This window comes from Streptomyces sp. NPDC001450 (genome assembly GCF_053597295.1).
Genome location: NZ_JBSFHY010000104.1, coordinates 1 through 6,018, shown reverse-complemented (window position 1 = coordinate 6,018; position 6,018 = coordinate 1). Strand labels below are relative to the sequence as shown.

At 68.2% G+C, this 6,018-nt stretch carries 3 protein-coding genes and 1 pseudogene; all 4 read left to right on the top strand.

The features are described from left to right. Positions 1–2,511: polymorphic toxin-type HINT domain-containing protein (locus ACWC5O_RS44870; RefSeq protein WP_450781313.1), on the top strand; the 2,511-nt coding region annotated here is incomplete at its 5' end. A gap of 8 nt (positions 2,512–2,519) precedes the next feature. After that, positions 2,520–3,185 (top strand): hypothetical protein, encoded by a 666-nt coding sequence (locus tag ACWC5O_RS44865; protein WP_450592472.1) that lies wholly within the window; start codon positions 2,520–2,522, stop codon positions 3,183–3,185. Positions 3,186–3,363: 178 nt separating this feature from the next. Next, positions 3,364–3,516: pseudogene (locus tag ACWC5O_RS44860) on the top strand (type I pantothenate kinase); the annotation flags it as partial. A 742-nt stretch (positions 3,517–4,258) separates the two neighbouring features. Next, the coding region (locus ACWC5O_RS44855; RefSeq protein WP_450781315.1) for an RICIN domain-containing protein at positions 4,259–6,018 on the top strand (1,760 nt) is incomplete at its 3' end.

Below are 6,018 nucleotides of genomic sequence, written 5' to 3'. Positions count from 1 at the left end.
GACGCCGAGGCCGCGGCCGGCCGGGCCCGCTCCGAGGCCGACGCCGCCACCCAGGCGGCCGCCGACGCGGACGCCGCCGCCACCCGCGCCGAGGCCGCCGCCAAACGCGCCCGCTCCGACGCCGACGCCGCCCAGGCCGACAAGCTCAAGGCCGACGCCGCGGTGAAGACCGCGACCAGCGCCGTCGCCGACGCCATCAAGGCCTCCCAGGACGCCTCCGCCGAGGCCAAGACCTCGGTCAAGCTCGCCGACGAGGCCGAACAGCACGCCAAGGACGCCAAGACCCAGGCCGACGCCGCGAACAAGGAAGCCGGCAACGCACTCGCCGCCTCGGCGAAGGCAGCGGGCTACGCCCACGTCACCGCCCAGGCGGCCGTGGACGCCGGTGAAGCGGCCAAGCAGGTCGCCAACCCGGCCAACGACGCGATCCAGCTGGGCTCCGCTTATGTCGACACCGACTCGGCCGCCGGCCTGGTCGTGCTGACCGGGCAGGCGTCCAAGACGATCGCCGAGCAGCAGCAGGCGGTCGCCGACGCGCACGCCAAGAACGCCGCCGCCGAGGCCGCGGCCGCCAAGAACATCGCCGACCAGGCCAAGGGCGACGCCAAGGAGGCCTACCAGCACGCGGCCAACGCCGCCCAGTACGCCGCCGACGCCCGCACCTACTCCAAGGACGCCCTCGGCTACGCCGCCGACGCGGCAAAAGCAGCCGCGGCAGCCTCAGCGTCCCTGGCCCGCACCATCGACTACGACAAGCAGGCCGCCGACGACGCCGCAGCCGCCGACAAGGCCGCCGGCAACGCCGAGGGCTACGCCAAGGAGGCTCGCGACTCAGCCGACGCCGCCGAACTCGACGCCTCCGCCGCCCGCTCCGCCGCCGCGCAGGCCGAACAGGACGCCAAGGACGCCCGCGCCGCCGCCGACCGCGCCGACGCAGCCGCCACCGAAGCCGAACAAGCCGCCAAGGACGCCGCCAAGTACGCCAAGGAAGCCCAGGAAGCAGCCGACCGGACTGAACGGGAGGAGGCCAACAAGCAAGCATCCCAGGGGGCGGGTACGGGCATTCCCGGTGTGTTCGCCGTCCCGGACGAGTCCACCGTCGAGATCGTCAGCAGCAAGCAGATCGGCACGTGCCCCGGGATGCCGGAAGCAGCCATCAGGGGCTGCGACGCTGCGTACGACCTGGTCGTCACCTACAAGGCCGACTTCTACCTGTGCACGGATGCAAATGCGCAGGCCACCGCTGACGGCTGCCCGAAGTCGGCGTGGCAGTTCCTCCAGCGGACGACCTTGAAGAACGTCAAGATCGACAACTGGCAGCACCACTTCTCCGGCAAGGACATCGTCCGCGCCGGATGGCAGAGCCTCTTCGGTGACGTGGCCGGATCGATCCTGTTCTCCTTCTTCGCCGAAGACATGATGGACTGCTTCCACGGCAGCGCCAGCGGCTGTGCCTGGGCCTACGCGACCTACGTCCCGGTAGAAAACGCACTCAGCGACATCACCAAGGCGATCAAGGCGCTCAACACCTCCTTGCGTTCCGGCATCGGAGTCGCCGACGCACTGAAGGCGCTGCGCGCGCTGCCCATCGACGCGGAGGCGATGGCAGAGATCGAGCGATCGGCCCGGCTCTCCGAGGAGATGCGGACCGCCTGCGAAACCAACAGTTTCCCGGGCACCACCGAGGTGCTCATGGCGGACGGCTCACAACGGCCCATCAGCCAGGTGGGCGTGGGGGACCTCGTCAGGGCCATGGATCCGGCCACCGGCCAGTTGCGGACCCGGCAGGTCACCGACACCTTCAAGCACGAAACCCAGCGGCTGGTGGACATCACCGTTGCCGACGGGGGGAAGCTGACCAGCACCGCCGGCCACAGGTTCTACGTGGTGGACCGCGGATGGACGCTGGTTTCCGACCTGCATGTCGGTGACCGCCTGCGCACCCCGGGCGGTTCCGTCCACCCGGTGACCGCCCTCCTCGACCGCCCGGGCCTGTCTCCGCGTACGGTTTACGACTTCACGGTCGGCGACCTGCACACGTTCTTCGTGCTCGCGGGCGCCACTCCGGTCCTCGTTCACAACTGCAAGGTCGCCTTGGGGTGGCAGAGAAATGGGGAGCTCGACGCGTGGGCTCGGCTTCCCGAGAACAAGTTCACCACCTTCTCCCTCGCGCGCCCGCAGGATTTCGCAGCGCTGGCGAGGAAGGCCATCGCCGACCCGAACGTGGAGCTGCACGTCAACATGACGGGACTGGAACGATACGGAGACTTCATGGACGCTGCCAAGCGCGGCCTGCTGGCCGGTGAGGCCGGAAAGGCCACGGACTACGAGATGTCCTTGATCGCGAGAGCCGTCGCCAATGGTCAACGCGCATGGAGTTCGGTGAGGTTCTACTATCCGACGGGCGCCAATGGCGCCATGGAGCTCAAAAATATAGATATGCCGGATCTGTCAAAGTTGGGGAAACTGGATCCCGTAGACGGGGGCAAATTCCCGTACTGCCGCTGCTGAGGAATCGGATGAATATGGACACCCACCGGAAAGACCTGTACCCGGACGTGACTGCTTCGGGTGGCCTTGGACCAGCCATGCGAGAGGCAGCACAGCTGCGCGGATGCGACACCGGGCTGGAGCCGTGGGCCGTCGACGTCGTCAGCATCCAAACGGCGAGGGGTTTCCTGTTGGTCGATCCTGCGCCCGAGGAACGTCTTTTCCGCTTGAGTGTCGGCATTCCCGGGTTCGAGTGGGAGATCGGCTCCACGGGGGACCTTGGACTGCTTGTGGAAGCGGTCGCCGCATGGCGGGAAGGCATACCGCTCGACGAGCTGGCGGAGAGGTTCGGGTTCTTGAAGCTCGACGAATTCGCCAGGGCGCTCGATAGTGGAGAGCCGACCTCTTCGCAGTGGTCCGACCTCCTGTCGTCCGACTTCCACCGGCAGCAATGGAACCTCCTGCGCCGCCTCCGTGCGGATGGGGTACTGCGGAACATGTTCCCGACGATCACGCACGGTGCCGTGCGCCTGCAGGTTGATCCGTTGGACGGAACGAGCCGTCAGGTTCTGGTGGCCGAGTCGGACGGGGAGCGCTATGAGGTCATGCGCGTCGGGGTGCCCGAGGCCGCCTGGGTCGAGGTTCCGGCCGGTGGTCTGATCGCCTACGTGCGAGCTGCCTTGAACGAAGAGTGATCTCGACAGATCGATGAGGTCGAACCCCGCCAGGTGACCCCTGGCGGGGTTTCTTCGTGCGTGAGCCACCCCGCGAGCGCGGGGCGTGTCACGGGTCCGGTACTCACGTGACCCACCCCACCCCGCACCCCCGTTCAAACTCCGTTATCAAGGGACTGTGATCTCACTGGTCTCCTCGATGCCCCGGAGCGCCCACCGGCCCAAGCCGGAGGCGACTCTCTGCGTCGACCTCACCCGTACCGAGTGGAGCGCGCTGCGCGACAAGACTCCGCCACCGCTCACCGCTGAAGAGGTCGAGAAGGTGCGCGGCCTCGGCGATGTCATCGACCTACGCCCGCCGACTGCGACCCTGCGTACCCCACGATTCCGCAGATGAGCGGCACCCTACGGGCCGACGAGCGACGCAAGTGGCCTTCGCCCGCCCGAAATCCCAAATTCCCACCGGGGTACGAAGGGTCGCGGCTCGTCGGTGCGCCAGCTCCCCAGGGTCGAGAATCAGCCATCCTTCTTCAGCCAACCCACCCCTTCGTCACCTTGCTCATTCACGGGAAAGACACAGAATTTCACGCCAGCGCCACCATCGGGAGCATGAACACCTGTACGGCCTCGGTTACTTCTGCGTAGAGTGGCGTCCGCGCGTGGCGGGGCCTGACCACTCCGTTCGCGCATGTCAGTCAGCGACCGGGGGAACGCCGTCGCTCACGGGGAGGGGTTGCATCGCCATGCCGTCGTACCGGCTGTCCGGCTGCCTCGCGTCACTTGGGTTCCGGAGTTTCTGAACGTCTCCTCCGGACCCTTCACTGTCCCTGCTCTTCGGCCGCCCTTCCGGCGTGCAGCCGCCCCCTGAGCCCAGAGAGGGATGCTCCGTGCACCCCAGACCCTGGTTCCGCCTGCCCGGAACCCGAAGATCACGAAAGTTCACGTCCGCCGTCACCTCGGCCGCCACGCTGGCCGTTCTGGCGGGGCTTGCGGTTCAGCCCGGCGTGACTCACCTGAGCGCCGAGCCGGTGAGCAGTTCCGAACCCTGGTACGACGAATCCACCGCCGAACAACTGCGCCAGGACCAGTGCCTGATGGCCGACGTGCTGCGGCTGGGCGGGTCGTCGATGGCCGCGACCGCGCAGGACGGCCTGAACCAGCCCGCCGACAAGCTGCACGTGCTGGCCAACCGGGAGCACTGGGAGCAGACCCCGCTCTCCGTCGCGTACCAGAAGGACCGGGACGCGGCGAGCAAGGAGATGGACGATCTGTCCGCTCAGCGGGGGCAGTGGGGAAAGCCTCTTGACGGCCTGGTGACGCCCGGCGGCTTCACCGAGACCGGGTTCCACTGGCCGCCCGACGGCGAGCAGAGCTTCTACAACCAGACGGGTCTGAGCAAGTGGGTGGCGGACCGTTTCTGGAAGAGTGACGACGACTTCTACGACGACGCCACTCCGAAGGCCGACGAGGCCACGCTCAAGGCCGTCGACGACGTGGCCGGTTCCCGCTACACGACCGAGCCCGACCCGACCCAGATGTCGAGCGCGCAATGGAACCGCTGGATCGCCGAGAGTCACGCCTTCGAGTGGATGCACGGCGGTCCCGGCAACAACGCGGGCGCCGACGACGCCCGTATCTTCCTGTCCGCCGGGGGATTTCCGAGCACTGCTCCGCAGCCGGGTACGCCGGAGTTCCGTATCGCGGTGGAGGACGTGAAGACGCGGTTCGCGGCCTGTGGCTGGCGTGATCCGCTGGACCCGGACAACGTGCTGGGCGACATCACCTCCACCGCGGCCGCGGAGTGGCAGCAGGAGATCGCCTCCCAGGCCACCCAGCGCAACCAGATCATCGACGCCAACAAGACCGCCGTCGGCGCCCTTTCCAAGGGTGCCAAGGCCCTCAGCGACATGCTGGGGCAGTCCTGGGTCGCCGACCACCTCACGCGCTGGCAGGACTACTGGAGTGCCGGCGGCATCGGCTGGATCGGTGACGCCCCGCTGGAGATCCAGGTTCCCGGCGCCAAGGGCAAGTGCCTCGACGTCCAGGGAGGCGGCAAGACCAACGGCACCCCGGTGCAGATCTACACCTGCAACGGCGGCGACGCCCAGAGGTGGCAGCTGTGGGGGTCCTACAGCGGTAACTACACCCTGCGCAACGTCAACTCGGGCAAGTGCCTGGAGGTGGCGAACGGCGCCAACGCCAACGGCACGACGATCCAGATCCGGGACTGCGGCAGCAGCAAGGCCCAGCAGTGGGCGTTCGACGTCCGCGCCGCCGGCGAGCTGCGCAACGCCGCCACGAACAAGTGCCTGAACCTGCCCACGTTCGACAACGGCAAGAACGCGACGTCGTCGACGTGCAACGGTTCCACCGCACAGAAGCTGCGGATAGTCCCCAAGGGCCACACGGGCGACGACAAGCTGGACTACCCGACCAAGGCTCAGTTCGACAAGGCGAAGGCGGGCATCACCGCCGCGCAGGCCGGCGCGAAGAAGCAGCTCACCGCGCTGCAGGCGCAGCTGGCCGCTGCGCAGAAGGCCGCGACCAGCTCGGACTCGGCCGTCCAGGCCGCCTACGGCATCGCCGACACGAACGGTGCGCCGCGGGGCCGGGGTCTGCTGGTCGGTCAGCAGAAGGACCAGGTCACCCAGGGTGCGGTGGCCGCGCTGCAGGCGCTGGAGAAGGCCGGTGAGACAGCCGAGGCCGCGACCCGCGCCTCCGCCGGGGACAGCGAGACCATCGCCCAGCGCGCCCTCGCACAGGCCGCGCAGTCCAAGGCGGAGTTCCGTAAGAAGGCCGCCGAGACGGCCGAGTGGCAGGCCAAGGCCGCAGCGGACGCGGCGAAGGTCCACCG

What these genes read in the sequence shown, in the direction of transcription:
- ACWC5O_RS44865 (WP_450592472.1), top strand. Translation starts at nt 2,520, where the DNA reads ATGAATATGGACACCCACCGGAAAGACCTGTACCCGGACGTGACTGCT.